Source organism: Globicatella sulfidifaciens DSM 15739 (genome assembly GCF_900167405.1).
GTDB classification, from domain to species: Bacteria; Bacillota; Bacilli; order Lactobacillales; family Aerococcaceae; genus Globicatella; species Globicatella sulfidifaciens.
Genome location: NZ_FUWO01000011.1, coordinates 9,557 through 32,299, shown reverse-complemented (window position 1 = coordinate 32,299; position 22,743 = coordinate 9,557). Strand labels below are relative to the sequence as shown.

Genomic DNA, 22,743 nt, shown 5'->3' with positions numbered 1-22,743 from the left:
GGAAAGTACTAAAAAGGTATTTTAATGTTTCAGTGGTGGTTGACCTAGTTAGTGGAGATACAAGACAATAGGACAAAAGTTAGAATCAGCAAGGATTAAAATACTTGCTGATTTTTGCATTTATACTTTCAGACTTGTTAAAAGGATAAGTCAAGAATGGTGGTTTTGATAATTCTAGAATGGCAAAAAGGAAAAGTCTAGACTTGTTAAAATGACAACCTAACTATATAGAGATTAGTTAGATTGATAGAGTTATATTCATATTAGGGGGAGAAAGAAAAATACCTCACTTTCAAAAGTAGATATAAGCTGAAACGGAGATCTACCGTAACAGGTTTAAAATAAATATTGACATACTAGTAAATACAATTATATTTGCTTAGTTCTAAAAGATAAAATAAAAAAGGTTTATATAAACCATTTACAATCATTTTTGATTATGGTATAGTTAAACCATAATAAAAAAGGCTATTCTATTTAATTAGAATTAGGAGGGTATTATATGGAAAATAAAGATGTATATGAAGTAATGGACAGCTTAAGAGCAAGAGTTGGTTCACAAGAATATATTTATGTATTTATAGTGAATTATTATTTAAGTAGAAAGTTAAAAACTGACTCATTTAATCAAATTTTAGAAAACTTTCAAGACGAAAATATTAAATACAATTTAAGAGATGCTTATAAAGATGATAATAACTATATAGAACAGTTTAATAATCTTAAAGACTTCTCACTAGATGAAATTACTGAAATCATAGGTGGACTTTCTGAATATGCTGGTAGGAGAGGTAGAGGGGAAAATACTACAGTTAAGTCAATTATTGATTTATCGCTAGAACTTTTGAGTTTAGATAAAGAAGACACATTATTAGATGTAGGTTCAGGGATAGGAACAACATTGCTGGAAGCATCTAAAATATCTAGTATCTCCGGCATTGAAATAAATCCAGAGAATTATATGCTATCATGTTTATTACTAGATTTATTTAATATATCAATAGAAAAAATGATGCATAAGGATGTATTTACTTATGATTTAAGTGAATTTAATGCCAATAAAGTTTTTATGAACATGCCCATGGGGCTAAAAATGTCAGGAAAAAAATTAGAGGAAGTTTTAAAATTAAAATTTGATAAATCAGTTTACAAAAATCATATTAAATCTATTGACTCATCTTGGGTTTTTGCATTAGATATCATTGAAAACACAAAATTTGAAAAATTCGTAATGCTTATGAATGGCAATCCTTTATATAGCGATAATCATCAAGATGTAAGGAAGATATTAATTGATAAAGGTAAGGTTGAGGCTGTTATAGCATTACCTAGTAACTTATTAGCTTACACTGCTATTCCTATATACCTAGTTGTATTTAGCCATAATAATGAAAGCATAAAATTTGTTGACGCAAGTAAACTTTATTCAGATATTAAATATAGGCATGTGTTAGAAAAAGAACATATTAAAAAAATTACAAAAGCATTAGATAAGGATTCGAATATTAGTAAGACAGTAGATTCCAAAAAACTTATAGATGAAGATTTTACCCTTGATCCACTAAGATATACCGTAGAAGAGTTTCCATTTGAAAAAAGCATTATATTGAAGGATGTAGTAAAATCAATTAACAGGGGTCACACTATTAGTAAAAAAGACCTGGAAGAAATGACTTCAGTTCAACCAACAGAGTATCAATATTTAATGTTACAAAATTTTCAGGATGGAATATTAGATGGAAATTTACCATACCTAAAGAATTTAAACGAATCTTATGAACGATATTTTCTGAAAGATAACTCGGTTATTATTTCTAGGCTATCACCTTTTAAAATAGGTTCGGTTGGTAAATTGAAGACTAATGTGTTAGCGAATGGAAATTTGTTTTTCTTAGAAATTGATGAAAATAAAATAAACAAAGATTTCCTTACTGCCTACTTACAAAGTAGAATAGGTTTAAGAGAAATAGAAAAATATGCTAAAGGCTCCACTATGAAAACAATTAGTATAAAAGATCTTGAAAAAGTTAAAATTCCAAAAATAAGTATGGAAAAACAAATTGAAATTGGTAATCAATTCGTACTATTGAATTCTGAATTTAAGGCAATCAAGAAAAGGACCGATGAAATAATAGAAGAGAGATTAAATATGTTTGAAGGAGGTATATAATGCTTCTGGATAACGAATTAAAAATTGACGTTGCATCTGACGCAACAAAAATAGTAATGAAAAGAATTATTGGTGCTAGATCCATTAGTGAGTTGAGAAGTTATCTAAAATCAATAGGGCTTGAGGAGCTGACTCCAGAGATAGATAACTTCCAGCCTAATGGAGATGTTTATGTCTTAGGAGATTTGAGCATTAAAGATAATATTGTCTATCAAATATTTAAAGATTTAAATATAGATGTTAATAGAATAAAACTAGTAAAAGGCTATAATGAGTTTAAGACTTATAATTTTAATAGGTTCCAATATGATACTTCAGTAAGGCTGATATTTGTAGGGCCAATACCCCATTCAACAAAAGATAAAGGTGAGTATTCAAGCGTTATAGCAAGAATGGAGGAGGAAGAGGGTTTTCCTAAAATTGTAAGGCTTGGAACTGAAGGCAGTTTGAAAATTACCAAAACAAACCTTAAAGATGCTATTATTAAAGAAATAGAATCTAATTATTTAGATACAAATTAATTGTTGAGAAAATTTAATAAACTAGAGGAAACTAGGAGGTTATTTATAAATGAACGAAAGAACTAGACATAATCAAACAGGAATCAATGTGCAACAAAAAGCCAACATGATTTGGAATATAGCAGATATACTTAGGGGGCTTTATAAACCTCATGAATATGGAAAAATCATCTTACCAATGACTATAATTAAAAGATTCAATGATGCTTTGTATTTAACTAAGGATAAGGTTATTGAAACCTACCAAGAGGTAAAAGATTTTGATTTGCCAGATAAATTTTTAAGGGAAGCATCAGGATATGAATTTTATAATACAAGTCCATATACTTTTACAAATTTAATAGCAGATTCAGAAAACATAGAAGACAACTTTAGGGAGTTTTTAAATGGTTTTTCTGAAAACGTCATAGATGTTTTAGAAAGCTTTGATTTTGATAGGGAAATAAGCAAACTTGCAAATGCAAATATGTTGTTTTTGATAATACAAGAATTTAATAAAAAAGAATCCTATATGGGACCTGATCAAATTTCTAGTGTAGATATGGGGTATGTATTTGAGGAATTAGTAAGAAGATTTTCTGAATCCTATGATGAAGAAGCAGGAGAGCATTTCACATCTAGAGATATAATTTACCTTATGACAGATTTATTAATTTCAGAAGATAAGGAAGTTTTATTAAAGGATGGGGTATATAGGACAGTATATGACCAGACTATGGGAACTTCACAAATGCTGGGGGCCATGGAAGAAAGATTAAAGGATTTAGACAAAAATGCAAGGGTAACTCTTTTTGGCCAGGAGGTAAATCCAGAAACTTATGCTATTGCCAAGGCGGATATGCTTATAAGAGGTGGAGATTCTCACAACATGAAACTTGGAAACACATTAACAGAAGATGCCTATAAGGATTATACCTTTGATTATTGTATTTCAAACCCGCCTTTTGGTCTAGATTGGAAGTCAGAAAAAGGTGCAGTAGAAGCAGAAGCCAAGCTAGGAGATAGGGGCAGATTTGGAGTAGGCCTTCCCTATGTAAATGATGGACAACAGCTTTTCGATTTAAATGGAATAGCTAAATTAAAAGATACAGGAAGAATGGCCATAGTTCACAATGGCTCGCCCCTCTTTAGTGGTCCAGCTGGAAGTGGACCTAGTGAAATTAGAAGATATATGATTGAAAATGACTGGCTAGAAGCCGTAGTACAACTTCCAAATGACAGCTTTTATAATACAGGAATAACTACTTATATATGGATTATATCTAAGAATAAGCCTAGTCATAGAGCAGGAAAAGTTCAATTAATAGATGCTTCTAAAACTTTTGTACAAAGAAGAAAATCCATAGGAAATAAAAGAAACGATATAACGGCTCAATGTAGAGAAATTATAATAAAAGCCTATGGAGACTTTTTAAACAAGGAATATGTTGAAGGGGATAAGGTCTGTGAGTCAAAGATATTTGACAATATAGAATTTGGATACAATCAAATCACTATAGAAACTCCACTTAGACTTAAATTTAAAATAGATGAAGCTGGAATAGAAAGATTTAAAGAGGAAACTCAATATAAAAACCTAGGAAAACTTACAAAAGCACAAGAAAGAGGAAAAACTGAAGAAGAAATAAAGGAACTAATGAAATTAGGAGAAGAAAATCAAAAGGAAATAATAGACCTACTTGAAGGCTTAATAGGACAAGTATGGCTAGATAGGGATGAGTTTGTAAAAATGATAAACAAACTTTTCAAGGATAAGGCTATAGAACTTAGAGCTCCTTTAAGAAATGCCATAATAAAGGTATTTGGACGACATGATGATGAGGCTAACATATGTAAAAATACTAAGGGAGAGGTGGAGGCTAATAGTGATCTACGAGATACAGAAAGAGTTCCCTTAGATGAGGATATAGATCAATACTTTAATAGAGAGGTTAAACCCTATAATCCAGAGGCATGGATAGATAAAGAAAAAACTGTAGTTGGATATGAAATCCCTTTTACAAGATATTTCTATAAATTTGAAGAACCAGAACCAGCAGACATTATTTCAAGTAGGATACTAACATTAGAATTAGATATTACTACATCACTAAGAGAGTTATTTAGTGAGGATGGTGAAAGAATTGACTAGAAAGATGAAAGATAGTGGAATTGAGTGGATAGGGGAGATACCTGAGGATTGGGAAATAAGGAAATTAGGAAATATATCAAAACTATATACAGGAAATAGCATAAAGGATAATGAAAAGGATAATTATATTAGTCCTATAAATGCAATACCTTATATAGCAACAAAAGATGTAGGATTTGATAATAAAATTGATTATGATAACGGAATGTATATAAAGAAAGACGATGGAAAATTTAAGAGAGCATATAGAGGTAATACATTAGTTTGCATAGAAGGAGGAAGTGCAGGCAGGAAAATTGCTAAGATTGAATCGGAGGAAGTTTGTTTTGGAAATAAACTTTGTTGTATAAACTCAAATGTTATTTCTAATAATTATTTATATTATTATTCATTATCACCAAATTTTATTAATGGGTTTCAATCAAGAATAACTGGATTAATTCCGGGTGTAACATTACTGGAAATGGCACAAATAGAGATAGTTGTACCATCAAAACATAAACAAAAAGCAATAGCAAACTTCTTAGACAAAAAAACACAAGAAATAGATAATATAATATCTAAAACTAAAAAAGCCATAGAAGAATATAAAAGATATAAACAATCTCTTATAACAGAAACTGTAACAAAAGGATTAGATAAAAATGTTCAGATGAAAGATAGTGAAATTGAATGGATAGGTAAGATACCAGAGCATTGGGATGCAACTAAACTTAAAAATGTTACGAGCAAATTAACTGATGGAGCTCATATATCTCCAGATACCAACGAGGGTAAGCATTATTTTGTATCAACTGTAGATATAAATAATGGTATGATAGATTTTAATAATGCATTAAAAACATCGAAAGAATCTTATGAATATATGGTTAGAACAGGTTGTAAACCGAATATAGAGGACTTATTAATGAGTAAGGATGGAACTATAGGAAAGATGGCATTAGTTAGAGAAGAAAATAATTTTGTTGTTGCATCTTCATTATTAATAATTTCATCAAATACTAATAGTATTATTGAATATATATATTATTATCTAATGAGTAAAGTGGGAGAAAATCAAATAGAAAGTTATCATAAAGGTTCAGGTCTAAGAAGAATTTCGATAATTAATACAGGAAACATACTTATTACAGTTCCCCCATTACAAGAACAAAAAGCCATAGCTTCATACCTAGACCAAAAATGTTCTCAAATAGACCAAATAATCTCAACAAAAGAAAAGCTCCTAACTGAAATGGAAGCTTACAAGAAATCATTAATATATGAAACTGTAACTGGAAAAAGAGAGGTGGAATAATTGGAATATAAAGAGATAAGATTTGAAGAAGATATAGAAACTTATTTATTAAATCATGGTGGCTATGAAAAAGGGAATATGGCTACCTATGACAAGGAAAAGGCTATAGATATGGAAACTTTCCTTAGATTTATTCAAACAAGTCAACCTAAGGAATGGGAAAGATATGAAAAGATATATAGGGAAAAATCAGAGGAGGCTATCTACAAAAGATTTGATGAATCTGTTAAGATGCATGGTCTTTTAAGTGTCCTTAGGGATGGAGTTACTGACAGGGGTATTAGGTTTAGATTTGCCTTCTTTAAGCCTGAAAGCACCTTAAATCAAAAGGTTATAGATAACTATAATAACAATATATTAACTTTAACCCGCCAATTTTATTATTCAAATGGAAATAGAAATTCAATAGATATGGTCCTATCTTTAAATGGTATTCCAATAATAGCCTTAGAACTTAAAAACCAACTAACAGGCCAAACTGTAGACAACGGAAAATCTCAGTTTATAGAAAATAGGAACCCAAGGGAAAAATGCTTTAATTTTAATCATAGATTTTTAGTTTATTTTGCCCTAGACCACTATGATGTTGAAATGACTACTGAATTAAAGGGAAGGGATACTTTCTTTCTTCCATTTAATCAAGGTTCAAATGGTGCTGGCAATGTTGGGGGAAAAGGTAATCCTGCCAACCCTAATGGATATGCTACTTCATATTTATGGGAAAAAGTATTAAAGAAGGATACTTTACTAGATATAATTCAAAGGTTTATGCACCTAGAAGAAAAAACAGAGACTAAAGTGGTAAAAGGAAAAGAAGTAAAAAAGACTAGAAGAAGATTAATATTTCCTAGATACCATCAACTAGATGTAGTAAACAAACTTATAGAAGATGTTAGAATTAAAGGGACAGGTGAAGATTATTTAATTCAACATAGTGCTGGTTCTGGTAAAAGTAATTCCATAGCCTGGCTTGCCTACGGACTTTCAAACCTCCATGATAAGGATGACCAACCTATATTCACTTCTGTCATAATAGTTTCAGATAGAAGAGTTTTGGATAGTCAATTACAAGAAACTATTATGAGCTTTGACCATACTCCTGGAGTAGTTGAAACCATAGGAAAGGACAAGACTTCACAGGATTTAAAAGATGCTATAAATAACAATAGGAAGATTATAGTAACAACCTTACAAAAATTCCCTGTTATCTATGAGGAAGTAGATGAATCTAAAGGTAAGAGGTATGCAGTAATTGTAGATGAAGCCCACCAAAGTCAATCTGGATCTAGTGCTAAGATGCTAAAGACAGCTTTAGCTGATACAGAAGAAGCCCTAAGGGAGTTTGCAGAAATTGAAGGCATGGATGAAGAAGAAGCCTTAGACAATGAAGATAAATTAGTAGAGGAAATACTATCCCATGGTAAACATAATAATCTATCTTTCTTTGCCTTTACTGCTACACCTAAAAAGGAAACCATAGACCTATTTGGAACAGAAAGGGAATATGGAAACAAATCTGCCTATCATAACTATTCTATGAGACAGGCCATAGAAGAAGGTTTTATTTTAGATGTTCTTCAAAATTATATGACCTATAATACTTGCTATAAAATAGCTAAAGATACAGAAGAAAATCCAGAAGTACCTTCTTCAACAGCAGTTAGAACTATTAATAGATTTGCATCCTTACATCCCCATAACCTTCAACAAAAAACACAAATAATTGTAGAACAATTTAGAGATATAACTAAAAATAAAATCAATGGTAGAGGAAAAGCTATGGTGGTAACAGCTTCAAGACTTCATGCTGTTAGATATTATCATGAAATCAAGAATTATATAGAAATTAAAGGCTATGATGATTTAGAAATTTTAGTAGCATTTTCTGGGATTATTAAAGATAAGGGTGTAGAGTTTACTGAGGAAAAAATGAATAAAAGAAAAGATGGATCTACTATAAAAGAAAGTCAATTGCCAACTGAATTTGCAAGTGATGATTTTAATATGTTAATAGTTGCTGAAAAGTATCAGACTGGTTTTGACCAACCACTACTTCACACAATGTTTGTAGATAAAAGATTAAGAGGAGTAAAGGCAGTACAAACACTTTCCAGATTAAATAGAATTACACCAGGGAAAGAGGATACCTTTGTTTTAGATTTTGTTAATACTAAAGAGGAAATAGAAGAAGCTTTCAAACCATACTATGAAGCCACTATTTTAGATGAAACAATAAATGTAAACCTTATATATGATACACAAATTTTATTAAGGGAAGCTAGACTTTATAATGATGATGATATAGAAAGGTTTGTTAATATTTATTATAAGGAAGGCAAACAGACACCTGCTGATTTGGGAAAGATAACAAGTTTGATTAAACCTATAATAAATAGATATCTTGAATTATCGGAAGAAGATCAGTTTAAATTCAGGAAAGACATTAGAAATTTCAACAAATGGTATTCCTATATAATTCAAATAACTAGGATGTATGATAAGGACCTTCATAAAGAATATGTATTTACTTCATATCTACAAAAATTGATTCCAAGTCCTGAGAGAATAAGTTTAGATTTAGATGGAAAATTGAAACTTGAATTTTACAAACTAGATAAGACTTTTGAAGGAGATATTAGCATAATAGCAGATCCGACTATTGGATATGGAGAACTAGATACTGGAAGTAAACCTAAGGAAGACGAAGATTATTTAGATGAAATAATCAATCGTATAAATGAAAGATATCATGGAGACTTTACAGATCAAGATAGGGTAGTTATAGATTTTATATATAAAGAAGCAAGTCAAGGGCTGAGAAAAGAATCCTTAACAACTTATGCTAAGAAAAATGATAGCGAGGTATTTAAAAAGAGCATATTTCCTAAGGATTTTGAAGATATTGCATTCAAATTATATAAAGAAAATAAAGATAGAAACAATTCATTTAAGAAATTGTTTCAAGATAAGGAATTTTATAATGCAGCTATGTCTGCTGTAGGAGAGATGATTTATAAAGATTTGAGAAGTTAGGAAGAATTAATTAAAAATCTTAAATAAGGGATAATCGACATTAAAAAGATCAAGGGATTGATATCCCTGGTCTTTGACTGTAGAAAGGAGATATTTAGATGACTATAGGATGGAATTTTTCACCCTATAATTATGGGAGAAGACAGGGGATATCGGATTCAGGAGTGGAAACATTTAGAGGGGATAGGTATAGGCATTTAGCTAAGGAAATTTGTCAAAATTCTCTAGATGCAATAAAAAAAGATGAAGAAACAGTAAAAATTGATTTTCAACATATTGAAATTGATAAAAAAGATATCCCAGGATATGAGAGATATATAGAAGTATTCAATCAATGCTATGAAACAAGTAAGAATGGATCTGGAAAGGTAAAGGATTTTTTTGCCTACAGTAATGACATCTTAGATAAAGAGAAAATTAGTGTTTTAAGAATAAGTGACTTTAATACAACTGGATTAACAGGATCTAAAGAGGAAAAGGATACTGCTTGGAATGATTTAATCAAGGCAGCAGGTATATCTAATAAGGGAGGGGAGGCAGGAGGAAGCTTTGGTATTGGGAAATATGCAGCCTTTGCCTGCTCAAACCTACGTACTATCTTCTATAATACATATGATGAAGATGGAATAGAGGCCAGTCAGGGCGTTACAGAAGTCATAAACTTTATGGATGTAGATGGAAAGGAAAAAGAGGGTGAAGGCTACTATGGTCTTGGTAGTAAGAACCTACCTATATTTAGTCAGTTAAAACTAGACCCAAACTTTGATAGAGGGCAAAGAATGGGGACTGATATATATATCATTGGATTTATAGAGCAGGATGACTGGGTTGAATCAATAGTCTATTCTGTTATAGACAGTTTTCTAATAGCTATTTACAATGGGAGACTAGAAGTAAAAGTGGGAGACATTTTAATAAACAAATCAACCTTAGAGGATATAGTTGAAAATAAGCTGGATTATAATAAGTCTGGAAGGAATAGAAATTCTTTAGAATTTTATAAGGTATTAACATCTGAAGAAACAATTATTAATAGCTTTTCACTTGATGCTAGTGGTGGAGATTATCTTGGGAAGTTCAAAGTTTATTTGTTGGTAGATAATGAATTAACAAGTCGCAGGGTGCTAATGTCTAGAATCAATGGAATGAAGGTATTTGAGCAGGATAGATTTCCTAGAGGAATACCTTTTTCAGGAATTTGTATTTTGCAAGATAGGAAAATAAATGATTACTTTAGAAAGATGGAGACTCCTGAACATGATGCTTGGAAGGCAGATCAATTTTCAGAAAATCCAAAAGAAATTAGACAGGCTAATGAAACTAGATTAAACCTTATTAAACAAATCAGAGAGGAACTTAATAGACTGGCTAAGGAAACTACTCTAGATGAAACAGATGTAGGTGACCTTGGTATACTATTACCTGATTTAGAGGATGACCTTTTAGGAAGTAAAGGTAAAGATGAATCATTAACAAATGAAAATACAGAATCTAAAGTCAATATAAAGATTGAAGATGAATCACAAAATAAGAAAATGCCAGTATATGGTGAGGAAACTGGGGAAGGAGACTTTGATCCTCAAGGTCCTGGACAAGGAGGGGGTAAATCCTCCTACAGGGATGGTAGAAAAGGTGTGGGAAGACAGAGAGTTGCTACAAATTATTTTAACATTAGAATGTTTCAAATCAGTAGTTCTAAGTACCGGATGGTTTTAAAAAGTCGTCATGATTTGGAAGATGCAGAATTGCTTGTATCAGCAGTTGGTGAAGACAAGAGAACCAGGTTAGACATAGGAATAAACAATGCAGTAGATAAAACTAATAATAAAGATTTGGAAATAAAGAACAAGAGGATTTCCCTAGGGAATATAGCAAAGGATAATGAATTTATTATCGATTTTCAGCCAGATATTATTGAACAATTATCTATGGAGGTGGTAATTTATGCAACTTAAGGAAAGATACCATCCATATCCTGTTTTAGCCCCTTATACAGATGATTATCTAAATAGTGAATTTAGAATAGAGTCTTTAGAAGATAAAACCATGGGCAAAGAATATCTATTTGAAATTGAACTAAATATTAAGAATCCTGGGCTAGAGAACCTAATCAAGGAAAACAAAGCTGAGTATGTCATTCATGTAGAGTGTTCAAAGACTTCTTTTAGGGAGGTTTTTACAAGTGATTTCTCAAAGATAGAAATTAGTATTGATTCTTTCAGCTTAGATGGCAAGGTTGAATTTTCCCCATTTATAATAGCAAAGGAAAATATTTTAAACTATAAAGATGGCTCATTTGATCCTATATTTGATGGATTTTCATTTAACATAAACAAAGGACAGTATTTAGCCATAGGTAATAGAGCTATTATTTCAATTATTAAAGATAAGGATGATCTAAAACAATTATCATCTATAATTAGAATTGCCCAGGTAGCAGATTTAGAAAAAGAAACAAAGGTAAATCTAGAGGGAGATAGGATACAAATAATGGTATCCAATGAAAGCTATGAAATGTACACATATGCTAGTAGAAACCACAATAGACTTAGAATTTTACATAGTATGATTGTACTACCAGCATTAATCTATGTTTTATATGAGTTAAAAGAAGACTCAGGAAATGATTTCGAACAATATTCAGATCGTAGATGGTTCCAGGCTTTAGAAGTCAGGATGAAGGAACTAGGAATTAATTTAGACAGCAATTTATTTAGTGCAAAATCACCTTACGAATTAGCTCAGATTTTATTAGATTATCCCACAAAGGATGCTTTAGATAAAATATATGAAGCAGATCAGGAGGAGAATTAAATGAAACTATATTATATGAGACAAGAGATATTAGAAGATTTAAAGAATAATGCTGCTAATAATATTCATGAATATAGAGAAGAAAGTAACCAATGGATAATGGAAAAATATGAAAATCCCTTTTTAGAGTATAAGAGGACAGTAGAAGATTTTGAGCTCTTGTTTGACCCTAAAAATGTAAGTGTTTCTGATATGGAAAACGTTAAAACACTTCATAGTAATCTAAGATTCTTAACTAGAACTGAGGCAGCAGACGAAAGGCTGTGGGCAGGTATGTCTCATTCAGTATTTTGGGATTTTATGAGAGAAAGGTGGTCGAATAGATCAGCAAAAGAAGAAAAAGATATAGGTAATAGATATTTTTTAACTGGTGGATCATCTAATAGAAGAGCATTGTTTATGAATACCATATCAAGATATTGGTGGATAGGAGAATTAATATATGATGAGGATAATAGCAAAGATCCTTATTATTTAATAGAGGTATTTAGTGATAATTTTATAACATATGTTCATACCTTTTTGTCAAGTAGTTTCACTAGTAACACTAATATAGTAAAGGGTGTATTAAGACCTATGCTTAAATATAAAGAGGTCAATGGTGGTTTATCTAGGGAAGACTTTCAGGCTATTGTTAGATATGCAAATCTTATAGGAGGGAGTTACCTTCTAGATTATCTATCAACAGAAGAAATAGAGGAAAAAATTAGTTCTTATATTGATAACACGATAAGTCAAAATCTAGAGGATAAAGAAACTAGGGTAAATCAAGCAGAAGATAAGCAAGAGCAGGTTAGAGAAAAAAGGGAATATTCGGCAAGCTAAAAGAAAGTCTTTTAGGTGGAGCATAGGGTTTTTATATGGTAATATTAGTTTTATTTGTATAATTACTTGCCTTGACACCATTCTGACGGACTTAATATCTATTAAAAGACACATTAATAAAATTAAATTATAGGAAATTAGAGGATTGATTTCATAGGTTATATTTATTAATAGCTATATTAATCAGTCCTATTTGTATATTTTCTTGTCAGGATATTTTGGATTTTAATTATTTCCCTTGAGATATCATCATTCTCTATTTTTAGATCTTTAATATCTTCTCTATAGATTATTCCGGTAATATTTAACCTCTTTGCAATCTGATTAAGGTTGTTAGAGTTTTTCCCTATAAGAGTTTGTAGCCTTCTAAAAATATTCATATCAATTACAAATATAGGGGCTTCAAGAACACTTTTCCTAATAAAATGAGCCATTGATTTTGATTTACTGAGTTCAAGCTTTTTCATAAAAAGTTCTTTTTCTTCCTTGGTTAATTTGATTTCAATTCTTTCATTTCTATACCTATTTGTCATATAAATCCTCCTTTTATTTTTATTTTTGAACAGGGTATTAGGGGTGTCCCCTAAATCATTCCGATAGGAACAAGTAGAAAAATGGATAAAAAGAAGCGAACCTAAAAGGGTTCGCTTCATCAATTTTCTCGTAAGTGTCCGTACACTTACTGTACTTGCTCATTAAAGTTTTTAAAAGCAGGCATTAAGCTAAGTATTTGATTTATATTCTAATATTACCGCACTTTGGAAAAAATGTCAGCGTGGATTAGCCGCTTTTTCTGTGTCCATTTTTTATTTAATCTTCTAAAAACTTTTTTAAAATAGCGAATCAAGCGGGTCATATTTTCACTGTTATATATAGGGGGACTTAAGTAGTCCTATGAGAATAAAGAAAGTCTTGGTAACAATTTTAAAAGAGGAAGAATAGATGGAGGACATATTAGAATATAACATTCAGCTTGCCATGCTTAGGCAATTATTAAGTGAAAAGCTAATAAACAAGCAAGAATACTTTAAGATTAAAAAGCTTCTTATGGGAAAATATAATATTTCTTCAGATTTGACCTGCTAAATTTAACTAGTCGCGGTAGAATAGGATTGTATAAATGTAATTAAATCAATGATTGAAAAGCTAGTCGAAATCCTTTTGCAGGACTTTTATCATTACGATGCCCATATAACTTACATTTTATCTCCATGAAAATAAAATCAATCGATACTGTACACATACCTAAACACACGGTATAATAGCATTTGAATGAAAATAGATAATGGCTCATTTCATTTTAATTATCAATATTATATAAAGAGGGATGTTATGCTTAGACGATTAAGGCGATTATTATTTTGCTGGATGTTTTCTTTAACATTTTCAGCAGGATTTTTGAATGCCAGTACTTTTCTACAATATTCCTATGTGGTAACGCATCATACAGGGACGGTTACACAGATGGGATTAGTGGTGGCTGAAAATAATTGGCCTTTGATAAAATTATATTTTGGGTTAATTATGGCTTATATTTTTGGTGGCGTGATTGCGGGAATGCTTTTTCCAAAAGAGATCTTCACCCCTCAAAAACGCTATGGTGGAATTTTAATTATATTAAATGGTGTGTTATTAATATTATTACAAATTTCAGCCCTCCATTCGGTATTATTGTATTATTTGAGTTTTATGATTGCATTACAAAATGGGATGTTTTTATCTTATCGGGGGATGATTGTTCGTACTTCTCATGTTTCGGGAACGTTAACGGATATCGGTTTAACTTTTGGTCGCTGGGTACGTAGCCAAGATCATCATTATAAGATGAAGTTTATCTTTTTGACGGTAAACTTTCTAGCATTCTTAAGTGGAAGTTTATTAGCTGGCATTTTGAGTACTCTGATTGCATTCAATTTGCTTTATGTAAATGTTATGATAAATATTATTTTAGGTATTCTATCGTATATTCTATATTTTCAATTTAAAGCACTAGATGTAGAACATTTATCATAGTTAATTCATTAAAAAATCATTAATCATTATCGTGTTTTATGTGAATACAATGAGATTTGTGCTATACTAGGAGTATCCAAAATAAAGGGGAAATGACAATGACTCAATCTTATATAACAAAAGTATATGAAAATCTTACTGCAAAATATCCACATGAAAAAGAATATTTACAAGCAGTAAAGGAATTTTTTCATGCAATTGCGCCGGTAGTTGAGGCTCATCCAGAATATGAGCAATTAGCAATTTTAGAACGGATCGTAGAACCAGAGCGGATTATTAGTTTTAGAGTGCCATGGGTCGATGACCAAGGTCAAGTACAAGTCAACCGTGGATATCGTGTGCAATTTAGTTCATTAAATGGCCCTTATAAAGGGGGACTTCGTTTCCATCCGACCGTTAATCAAAGTATTTTGAAGTTTTTAGGTTTTGAACAAATCTTCAAAAATATGTTAACCGGTCTGCCAATCGGTGGAGGTAAAGGTGGCGCTGACTTTGATCCTAAAGGTAAATCAGATGTAGAAGTGATGCGTTTTTGTCAATCATTTATGACAGAATTAAGTAAACATGTCGGACCAGATGTTGACGTTCCTGCTGGAGATATCGGTGTGGGTGGTCGTGAGATTGGTTATTTATTAGGCCAATACAAACGACTACAAGGACCAATGGCGGGCGTATTAACTGGAAAACCCGTTGCTGCTAACGGTTCTAAAGGTCGTACTGAAGCAACAGGCTATGGTTTGGTTTATTTCTTAAATGAGATGTTAAAAGAAGCCGGACAAACGATGACAGGTAAAAAAGTAATGATTTCTGGTTCAGGGAATGTAGCCTTTTTTGCAGCGAAAAAAGTAACTGAATTAGGGGGCATTGTGGTGACAATGAGTGACTCAAACCATGCCATTTTCAATCCTAATGGTATTAATTTAGACGCCATCGAAGAATTAAAAGTAAACGGTCGTGAACGTATTAGTCGTTACCAAGAATTTGATGCTGAAGCTGAAATAGTAGAAGGATCTGTTTGGGATTTAGACGTCAAAGCGGATATTGCTTTACCTTGTGCAACGCAAAACGAAATCAATCAAGCTCAAGCTGAACGATTAGTTAAAAATGCGATAAAAATGGTTGCTGAAGGCGCCAATATGCCAAGTGAATCTGATGCGATTGAGGTCTATCGTAAAAACCAAATTCATTATGGACCGGGTAAAGCGGCTAATGCTGGAGGAGTGGCAGTTTCTGCTTTAGAAATGAGTCAAAACTCAATGCGATTAAAATGGACGAGTGAACGAGTAGATCAAGAGTTACAACAAATTATGAAAAATATATTCGCACAATGTGTTAAAGCACGTGACACTTATGATTTAGGTGTTGATTATGGTGCAGCAGCTGATATTGCATCATTTGAACAAGTAGCTGAATTGATGATGATTCATGGTGTTATTTAAGATTTTTCATTATTTTCTTATAAATAGTTAAGCTGATTGAAGTTAACAGTCTCAGTGGGAGTAAGTATCAGAATTGGAAATGATAGAATTTTCAATTAATGACTACTCTCACTGCTTTTTTTAACTTCGATAAAATGGTATAATGACTTTGATTGAAGAGGAGGATAAGTTATGAATGCCTATTGGCTTAATTTACCAGTTGAAAGTATTCGTAATACTGGCACCTTTTTTGAAGGTTTAGATATGAGGGTTGATTATTCAACAGAGCAACAGACTTGTACAGTCACTTTTCATGATGGAATGAAAATAGTGTTTACCCAAAGAGATCGATTTACAGAAAATACAGGTATCGCATGGAAAGAACCAAGTGAATATGCAGCGGTAATTCATATTATGATGCAAGACGCAACTTCATTACGCAACTTACTTCATATTGCAATGTTAAGTGGAGGAGAAATTTTAAAAGAGCCATTTGAATACGAAGGTCGATTAATGGCTTATTTTGAAGACTATAATGGCTATCATTACGCTATGATTAGTGAGCTTTAATATTTAATTGTTTTTAACTAGCTTCACCAACGAATAGTGGGGCTTATTCAACGGTCAATTGTGGTAATTGGGAAAGTACGACGTTATTCAAAGTTTTCACTAAAAAATACCATTCCAATCTGTGTTGACTTATTACGACGATTTGCGTCTTAAGTTATTATCAGTGCCTATTCATCAGCAGGTTAGGTATTAATTAAAGTTTCTAGCTAAGTAAAATTTATTGATGCTTTGAGTGTCTAGCTTAGTGAAATTTGCAGTTGATTAAAGTTTCTAGCCAAGTAAAAATTGCAGATGCTCTAAGTAACTAGTTAGGTAGAATTTATCGCTAATTTAAGCGTTTAGGAAATTTGAAAATCGCTATCATTGAAAAGAATGTTGTTAAACCAAAAAGATTGTTCTAAGACAGGGAGATTTCTGTTAATAACGGGTCATCCAATCATTAGAACAATCTTTATATATTTGCACATGATGTAAGGTATTAGCAATTTTGTTTGATAGTTTTGAAACAGAGCATTCGATTACCTAATCGCTTCATTGACGAAAGACACTTAAACAATTGAACTTTGCTATTTTTTGTATAATACTAAATGAAACAAGGTGGAGGGATGAAAAATGAAAATAGGTTTTATTGGGATTGGAAATATGGGGAGTGCCGTCGCTATAGGTGTTAGTAAAGCGGTAGATCAACATACCCAATTTTTATTAAGTAATCACAATCAAGAAAAAGCAAATTCCTTAAGTCAGCAAATAACACAAACAGTGGAAATTCTCGATAATGAAACCATTGCTTCATCTGCGACTATAATTTTTTTAGGATTAAAACCATCGATGATAATGAGTGAGCTTCATCAACTTACTGAATTAGCAAAACCAGGGACTATCTGGATATCAATGGCGACCGGTGTGAGTATCGCTCAAATGGAGAGTGTCATTCCCGAAGATCAAAAAGCAATTCGTATTATGCCTAACACGCCAGTTGCGATTGGCCAAGGAATGACCACCTATATTTTATCGGACTTTATTACCGATGACGAACATCAACTATTTAAACAGTTAATGAGTCAAACAGGGCAGTTAATGAAGATAGCAGAATCACAAATGAATGCAGCAAGTGCCGTCGCGGGTTGTGGTCCGGCATTTATTTATCAATTGATTGAAGCCTTAGCTGATGGTGGCGTTAGAGCCGGTTTGCCACGAGAGATGGCTCAACGTTTAGCCGCTCAAATGGTACACGGTTCTGCTCAAATGGTCATTGAAACCGGTCAACATCCTGGTGCTTTAAAAGATGCCGTGACTTCACCAGGAGGAAGTACGATTGCGGGAGTTGCTTCGCTTGAGCAAAATGGCTTTCGTCATGCCGCGATGGAGGCCGTGTATCAATCATTTTTAAAAACAGAAAGTATGTCTCAATCAAAGTAATTTGGACTATGAGCGATTATATAAAGTGAATAATCCCAACATATTTTCAGTAATCTACAAGAGTTTTAAATATTTGGACAGAATGGTTTGCATTCGTGCTCTATTTTCGCTATATTAACATTAATATAGAAATCTTTACATTTTAATGAAAAATTTGAATTTACCTTTCATGAAAATATGTAGTGTGATACAATAACAGTTATAAATTATTGACAGAACAGATAGGCGGAGGTATTGAATGACTCAACAAAGAGGACTACTCATAATTTTATCAGGACCATCAGGGGTAGGGAAAGGAACAGTTCGCGCAGCGATTTTTAAAGATAATAAATTTAATTATGTTTATTCGGTCTCGGCAACTACCCGTCAAAGTAGACCAGGTGAAGTAGATGGTGTCGATTATTATTTTGTTTCAAAAGAGCAGTTTAAACAATATATTGAAGAAGATGCATTATTAGAGTATGCTGAATATGTAGGCAATTATTATGGGACACCAATCCAAAAAATTGAAGAAAACTTAGCAGCTGGTAATGATGTGTTTTTAGAAATCGAAGTGCAAGGTGCGCTAAAAGTACGTGAGCGTATGCCTGAGGGGATTTTTATTTTTCTTGCTCCGCCAAGTTTAGATGAATTAAAATCACGGATTACTGGACGTGGCACTGACCGTGAAGATGTCATTTTAGAAAGAATGCAAATGGCTAAAGAAGAAATTGAAATGATGCAACATTATGATTATGTTGTCGTCAATGATACGGTAGAACATGCCGTTGAAAAAGTGAATGCGATTATTCAAAGTGAACATTTAAGAGTAGAGCGTGTTGTGGATCGTATTCGTGCTGATATTAAAAATTATTTTCAACAAGAAGGAGAACGATAATTATGATGCTATATCCATCGATTGATAAATTGATTAAAAAAGTGCCGTCTAAATATGGTTTGATTATTTTAGCGAGCAAACGCGCACATGATATGCGTAACAACAATGATTATATTTTAGAAGAATATCAATCTGAAAAGCCAGTTGGTAAAGCTTTAGAAGAAGTCATCGAAGGTGTATTAAAACCTGAGGAGTAATGAAATACTTTAGATTATAAAACCCGTTAACCTATTGAAAAGGTTGGCGGGCTTTTGCATTGTAAAAGCGAAAGTGTTGAAATGTATAGTATGATGATCCGCTATTTAAGAAAGGTGCCTAAAGGACGACCGTGAAGTGACGCTTAATACAGGGAACATTGAAAAGTTGAGTGAAGCGTCCATTAATATATATAGGAAGGACATTGAAAAATAGAGTGAAGTGTCCATCAATATATAGGAGGGACATTGAAAAATAGAGTGAAACATCTATCGATATTATAGTTGCCATTCTAAATGCGAGTGAATGAGATACTAACACCTACTTTTATCTAAAATATAACTAGCGTGATCTAACTAGTATTTTTCACATTTAAAAACTGAGTGAATGGAGTATTAAAATATCGTATCAAATCTAACATGATCGGCGAGCATTCATGAGGAATAATAAAAAAAACTCTTGAGTGAGATACTCAAGAGTCATAATCATTTTTTATTATTATTCAGGAATGATGTTAACTGGTAAGTCTTCTGGGAATCCATAATACCATTCAACTGTGTCGCCTTCAGAAAGTGTTTGTGAGACAACACCAAATTCCGCATACTCACCATTTAATAAATAAACCCAAGTTTTACCTGTTTCATAGTCATTTTCAATACCATCGATAACATCAATGATTCCTTCATCTTCATTGAAGTTGAATTCTAACTCTTCAATTGACGTCATGGCATCGATAACAGAACCTTCAACGGCATCTTTCGCTACGAAATTAGCTGTTTCTTCACCATCTACATATAAGGTGAATTTAACATCAGTGGCAGCGACATCAGCATCTTCTGTTTCGTCGCCTTCTTGAGTTTCTTCACCTTCAACAGTTGTTTCGCCTTCTTGAGTTTCTTCAGCTTCTTCACCTTCTTCAGTTGATTGATCAGCAACAGTTGTAGTATCATTTGGTGTGCTTACTTGTGAACCAGTCGTTTCAGCAACGGTTGTTGCTTCTGGTGCAGCTGTTGTTGTTTCTTCAGCTGGTTTGTTTTGGTTACCACAAGCCACAAGCATTAATGTTAAAATCGGTAGAGATAATAATTTTACATATTTCTTCATGGTCTACGACCTCCTATAATTTGTCTTTGTTATTATTAAATTTATCAAGAAATGTTAATAAAGTCAAATTATTCGCAATATTATCATAGTTTAAATATAATAAAATTAATTAAGTTTGAGAGGTAGAAGCATGCATTTTTATATTGATTCAGTTGAAGAGACACAAGCGTTAGCGTCAAAGATGGCTCCATGGTTAAATCCGGGGATGGTCATTTTATTAGATGGACCACTCGGGAGTGGTAAAACCACTTTTACTCAAAAAGTTGGTAAGGAGCTAGGCGTGAAAAGAGCCATTAAAAGTCCAACTTATACAATTGTAAAAGAATACCCCTTACCTAATTTTAAATTGATTCATATTGATGCCTATCGTTTAGAAGAAGGGGGCGCGGATACGATTGATTTTGATAGTTATCTGAATGAACCGTCTATCATTTTTATTGAATGGTCTGAATATTTATATGACTATTTACCATTAAATCGTCTTCGTATCAAATTTGTTCCCCAAACAGATCCTAATCAAAGAGAAATTATTTTAATGGTTGAAGGCGAGTCAACCGAGCAATATCAAGAGCTGTTAGAAAAAATGGAGGAGATTTAATTGACAGAGGAGTTAGAAATCGATGTTAGGGTGGCCAAAGCACAAGATGCCCGGGCGATTTTAGGTTTATGTGAACAAGTCGGTAGTGAAACTCCCTATTTAACCTTTGGTGAAGAAGGTTTGAACCTGACGGTTCAAGAAGAAGTGGACATCATAAATAAATATAACAAGGCACAAAACAGTATTTTGCTAGTGAGTGAGGTCGATGATCAAATTATTGGGATGTCGAATATTACGCAATTTAATGCCGCTAAGCAACGTCACATTGCTGAAATCGGCATTTGTTTAGTGGAAGAATATTGGGGTTACGGTATTGCTTCGATGATGATGGAAATGATGATTGAATTTGCAGAAAATTCAGATTTGAAAGTCATTACCCTAGAAGTGGCCAAAAGAAATGAAGCCGCAATTAAGTTATACGAAAAATTCGGTTTCGAGATAGTGGGAAATTTGCGTAAACGATTAAAAGTAGATGGCTGTTATTTAGATTCTTTTGTTATGGAAAAAGTACTCGATTAAGTAAAAAGATTATGTTAAAATAAGACGTATTGAAAAGCGAAGGAATGAAATGAATGACATTATCAAACTTAATGGATTTAAATTTATCTATGAAAATAGAATTTGATGAGCCATTATCTAAATATACATATACTAAAACAGGTGGCCCTGCTGATGCAGTTGCTTTTCCTGAAACGAAAGAAGATTTAAAAACTTTAATCAATTGGGTAAAGGACAACCAAATTCCCTTAACGATCTTGGGCAATGCTAGTAATTTAATTGTTCGTGATGGTGGTATTCGTGGACTTGTTATTATTTTAACTGCGATGAAAAAGATGTCGATTAATGGCAATGAAGTTTATGCGCAAAGTGGCGTGCCACTCATTGAGGTCAGTCGCAAAGCAGGCGCTAGTAATTTAACGGGTCTAGAATTTGCTTGTGGTATCCCTGGAAGCATCGGCGGTGCGGTTTATATGAATGCAGGGGCTTATGGTGGTGAAGTAGCAGACGTCATTGAGTCTGTTGATATTTTAACGCGTGAAGGTGAATTTAAAACCATTCAATGTGAAGAGTGTGAATTCAGTTACCGACACAGTGTTTTCCAAACAAATGAGGATATTGTAATTGGGGTTAAATTTGTATTAGCTCAAGGCGATGGAGAGGCGATTCATGCTAAAATGGCAGAATTAACCCACTTACGAGAAAGCAAGCAACCGTTGGAATATCCTTCTTGCGGCAGTGTCTTTAAGCGTCCGACGGGTTACTTTACCGGTAAATTAATTCAAGAAGCAGGGCTACAAGGCTATCGTATTGGTGGTGCTGAAGTCTCTAAAAAACATGCAGGGTTCATTGTTAATATTGACAATGCTACTGCAACAGATTATGTACGCTTAATTGAATATATTCAAGAAGTTATTTGGCGTAACAATCAAGTGCGTCTTGAACCGGAAGTGCGTATTATAGGAGAAGCTGTTGAAAAAATAGTTCAATAATCATTTGAGACGATAAGTAGGTGAAGTTCATTGGTAACTTTGACTTGCTTATCGTTTTTTTTATTTTCGGAGGTCAAGTTGTTTTGAAAACGTGTGAGTATTGCTTTTAATGAATCGGGTATTAATATTTTTTCAAATCTTAACCTAGGGAGTGGACCAAAAGTAGAAAATCAAATGATTTTCGCTTCGTCTGTCCACCCCCGCAAAGTTGGGAGTGGACCAAAAGTAGAAAATCGAATGATTTTCGCTTTGTCTGTCCACCCCCGCA

20 protein-coding genes are annotated in these 22,743 nt (G+C 32.6%); 18 read left to right on the top strand and 2 right to left on the bottom strand.

Annotated features, from left to right (window positions below):
• The first annotated feature begins 502 nt into the window (after positions 1–502).
• The 8 genes from B5D12_RS06725 (at position 503) to B5D12_RS06690 (ending at position 12,791) form a co-directional block, all read left to right on the top strand.
• A complete protein-coding gene (locus B5D12_RS06725; RefSeq protein ID WP_078756098.1) occupies positions 503–2,170 on the top strand; it encodes an N-6 DNA methylase in 1,668 nt (555 codons plus the stop codon).
• Positions 2,170–2,691: a hypothetical protein gene (locus B5D12_RS06720; protein WP_078756097.1), complete on the top strand. Its 522-nt coding sequence runs from the start codon at positions 2,170–2,172 to the stop codon at positions 2,689–2,691. The genes B5D12_RS06725 and B5D12_RS06720 overlap by 1 nt, the downstream gene beginning before the upstream one ends.
• A 49-nt stretch (positions 2,692–2,740) precedes the next feature.
• On the top strand, positions 2,741–4,822 hold the full coding sequence (locus B5D12_RS06715) for a type I restriction-modification system subunit M (RefSeq protein ID WP_078756096.1): 2,082 nt from the start codon (positions 2,741–2,743) through the stop codon (positions 4,820–4,822).
• On the top strand, positions 4,815–6,119 hold the full coding sequence (locus B5D12_RS06710; RefSeq protein WP_159443883.1) for a restriction endonuclease subunit S: 1,305 nt from the start codon (positions 4,815–4,817) through the stop codon (positions 6,117–6,119). The genes B5D12_RS06715 and B5D12_RS06710 overlap by 8 nt, the downstream gene beginning before the upstream one ends.
• Complete coding sequence (locus tag B5D12_RS06705; protein ID WP_234982930.1) at positions 6,120–9,152, top strand: type I restriction endonuclease subunit R; 3,033 nt, start codon at positions 6,120–6,122, stop codon at positions 9,150–9,152.
• A 98-nt stretch (positions 9,153–9,250) separates the two neighbouring features.
• A complete protein-coding gene (locus tag B5D12_RS06700; protein ID WP_078756094.1) occupies positions 9,251–11,107 on the top strand; it encodes a hypothetical protein in 1,857 nt (618 codons plus the stop codon).
• Entirely contained in the window at positions 11,097–11,966 is an 870-nt protein-coding gene (locus B5D12_RS06695; protein WP_078756093.1) for a hypothetical protein, read from the top strand. The genes B5D12_RS06700 and B5D12_RS06695 overlap by 11 nt, the downstream gene beginning before the upstream one ends.
• On the top strand, positions 11,967–12,791 hold the full coding sequence (locus B5D12_RS06690; RefSeq protein ID WP_078756092.1) for a DUF6339 family protein: 825 nt from the start codon (positions 11,967–11,969) through the stop codon (positions 12,789–12,791). It begins immediately after the preceding gene.
• Positions 12,792–12,970: 179 nt separating this feature from the next.
• Here the strand turns inward: B5D12_RS06690 and B5D12_RS06685 are convergent, their stop codons facing one another.
• Positions 12,971–13,324, bottom strand: a complete 354-nt coding sequence (locus B5D12_RS06685; RefSeq protein ID WP_078756091.1) for a plasmid mobilization protein — start codon at positions 13,322–13,324, stop codon at positions 12,971–12,973.
• Between the two features lie 409 nt (positions 13,325–13,733).
• Here B5D12_RS06685 and B5D12_RS10650 point away from each other — a divergent pair, with 409 nt between their 5' ends.
• From B5D12_RS10650 to rpoZ, 7 genes are all read left to right on the top strand, one after another.
• Entirely contained in the window at positions 13,734–13,877 is a 144-nt protein-coding gene (locus B5D12_RS10650; protein ID WP_078756090.1) for an SHOCT domain-containing protein, read from the top strand.
• 246 nt (positions 13,878–14,123) lie between these two features.
• Positions 14,124–14,804: a YoaK family protein gene (locus B5D12_RS06675; protein WP_159443882.1), complete on the top strand. Its 681-nt coding sequence runs from the start codon at positions 14,124–14,126 to the stop codon at positions 14,802–14,804.
• 92 nt (positions 14,805–14,896) lie between these two features.
• Positions 14,897–16,243: an NADP-specific glutamate dehydrogenase gene (gdhA, locus tag B5D12_RS06670; protein ID WP_078756088.1), complete on the top strand. Its 1,347-nt coding sequence runs from the start codon at positions 14,897–14,899 to the stop codon at positions 16,241–16,243.
• A 171-nt stretch (positions 16,244–16,414) separates the two neighbouring features.
• On the top strand, positions 16,415–16,792 hold the full coding sequence (locus B5D12_RS06665; RefSeq protein WP_078756087.1) for a hypothetical protein: 378 nt from the start codon (positions 16,415–16,417) through the stop codon (positions 16,790–16,792).
• Positions 16,793–17,404: 612 nt separating this feature from the next.
• Complete coding sequence (gene proC, locus B5D12_RS06660; RefSeq protein WP_078756086.1) at positions 17,405–18,211, top strand: pyrroline-5-carboxylate reductase; 807 nt, start codon at positions 17,405–17,407, stop codon at positions 18,209–18,211.
• Between the two features lie 238 nt (positions 18,212–18,449).
• Positions 18,450–19,088, top strand: a complete 639-nt coding sequence (gmk, locus tag B5D12_RS06655; protein ID WP_078756085.1) for a guanylate kinase — start codon at positions 18,450–18,452, stop codon at positions 19,086–19,088.
• 2 nt (positions 19,089–19,090) lie between these two features.
• Positions 19,091–19,285 carry a DNA-directed RNA polymerase subunit omega gene (gene rpoZ, locus B5D12_RS06650; protein WP_066125561.1) on the top strand — a complete coding sequence of 65 codons (195 nt, stop codon included), beginning with the start codon at positions 19,091–19,093 and terminating at the stop codon, positions 19,283–19,285.
• Positions 19,286–19,781: 496 nt separating this feature from the next.
• Here the strand turns inward: rpoZ and B5D12_RS06645 are convergent, their stop codons facing one another.
• Positions 19,782–20,387 carry a DUF4430 domain-containing protein gene (locus B5D12_RS06645; RefSeq protein ID WP_078756084.1) on the bottom strand — a complete coding sequence of 202 codons (606 nt, stop codon included), beginning with the start codon at positions 20,385–20,387 and terminating at the stop codon, positions 19,782–19,784.
• A gap of 130 nt (positions 20,388–20,517) precedes the next feature.
• On the opposite strand from B5D12_RS06645, the gene tsaE reads away from it, so the two are divergent.
• Genes tsaE through murB form a run of 3 tightly spaced genes read left to right on the top strand, consistent with a single transcriptional unit; the run spans position 20,518 to position 22,475 of the window.
• A complete protein-coding gene (gene tsaE, locus B5D12_RS06640; RefSeq protein ID WP_078756083.1) occupies positions 20,518–20,985 on the top strand; it encodes a tRNA (adenosine(37)-N6)-threonylcarbamoyltransferase complex ATPase subunit type 1 TsaE in 468 nt (155 codons plus the stop codon).
• Complete coding sequence (locus B5D12_RS06635; RefSeq protein ID WP_078756082.1) at positions 20,986–21,504, top strand: GNAT family N-acetyltransferase; 519 nt, start codon at positions 20,986–20,988, stop codon at positions 21,502–21,504.
• A gap of 53 nt (positions 21,505–21,557) precedes the next feature.
• Entirely contained in the window at positions 21,558–22,475 is a 918-nt protein-coding gene (murB, locus tag B5D12_RS06630; RefSeq protein WP_078756081.1) for a UDP-N-acetylmuramate dehydrogenase, read from the top strand.
• Positions 22,476–22,743 lie beyond the last annotated feature (268 nt).